This window comes from Nonomuraea sp. NPDC003709 (assembly GCF_040610775.1).
GTDB lineage: Bacteria > Actinomycetota > Actinomycetes > Streptosporangiales > Streptosporangiaceae > Nonomuraea > Nonomuraea angiospora_A.
Genome location: NZ_JBEXMW010000095.1, coordinates 1 through 1,374 on the forward strand (window position 1 = coordinate 1; position 1,374 = coordinate 1,374).

The 1,374-nt window shown below is 69.8% G+C and carries 2 protein-coding genes; both read left to right on the plus strand.

Translation table 11 applies throughout. The features are described from left to right. On the plus strand, positions 1-810 hold an 810-nt coding region (locus tag ABZX61_RS65850), incomplete at its 5' end, for an ABC transporter permease (RefSeq protein ID WP_355213270.1). Then, positions 797-1,374: substrate-binding domain-containing protein (locus ABZX61_RS65855; protein ID WP_355213272.1), on the plus strand; the 578-nt coding region annotated here is incomplete at its 3' end. The genes ABZX61_RS65850 and ABZX61_RS65855, both read left to right, overlap by 14 nt.

Genomic DNA, 1,374 nt, shown 5'->3' on the forward strand with positions numbered 1-1,374 from the left:
CAGTATTTCGTCATCGTCTCCGGCGAGTTCGACCTGTCGGTCGGCTCGCTGGTGACGGCCGAAGTGGTGATCGCCGCGCGGCTCATCGACGGCGACGAGTCCGCCACGTGGCCGGTCCTGGTCCTCCTGATCGTCGTCGGCCTGTTCGTCGGGCTGGTCAATGGCGTGCTCACCACCAAGCTGCGGGTGCCGTCGTTCATCGTGACGCTCGGCATGCTGCTCGTCCTCAGCGGGGCGGTCTTCCTCTGGACCGGCGGCGCGCCGCGTGGCGCGCTGTCGGAGGGCTTCCGGATGTTCGGTCGCGGCGGCCTCGGGCCGCTGCCGTGGTCGGTGCTGATCCTGCTGGCCGTGGGCGCGGCGGCGATCTGGCTCATGCGTGCCGATTTCGGCAAGACCCTCATCGCCACCGGCGACAACGAGCGTGCTGCCGCACTCTCCGGGGTCCGGGTCGACCGGGCCAAGATCTTCGCCTTCATGCTCTCCGGTCTGGCCGCCGCCGTCGCGGCGATCCTGCTCGGCGGTTTCGCCGGAGTCTCGGCACAGGTCGGCCAGGGACTCGAGTTCTCCGCCATCACGGCGGTCGTCCTCGGCGGCGTGGCGCTCGGCGGCGGGCGCGGCTCCGTGCCGGCCGCCATGGCCGGCGCCTTCACGCTGGAGGCGCTGTTCACCCTGCTCAACCTGTACGGAATCTCGGGAGCGCTGGAGTTCACCGTGCAGGGCGTCATCATCATCGCCGCGGTCGCGGCGGGAGCCATCCGGCTTCCCCGGAAGTTCACCCCCCGAAGAGGAGACGCACATGCCGCGTCATAAGGCCGCAGTCGCGGTGTTCGCCGCGCTGGCCCTCGCCGGCTGCACCACCGACAAGCCGACGGCCACCACCCAGTCCGCGGCGCCCGCCACGAGCGCTCAGGGTTCGGGTACGGGCGCGCAGTCGAAGTTCTTCGTGCAGGCGGACTTCGACGCCCAGCTGGCGATGCGCTCCCAGACGCCGCAGGGTCCCACGGACAAGCCCTGGGAGCAGGCCATCGCCCCGAAGATGGTCGACACGGCGAAGTACAAGAAGGACGGGCCGTACCACCTGTGCTTCTCCAACGCCGCGGTCAACAACCCCTGGCGCCAGGTCGGCTGGAAGACGATGCAGGCAGAGGCCGGCCTGCACAAGGAGATCGAGAAGTTCACGGCCCTCGACGCGGAGGGCAAGGACGACAAGCAGATCTCCGACATCGCCGAGCTGCAGGCCAAGGGCTGCGACGCGCTGATCGTCTCGCCGAACACCACGGCCACGCTCACCCCCGCCGTGACGGCCGCCTGCGGGAAGGTGCCCGTCATCGTGTTCGACCGGGGCGTGCAGACGGACTGCCCGGTGACGTTCAT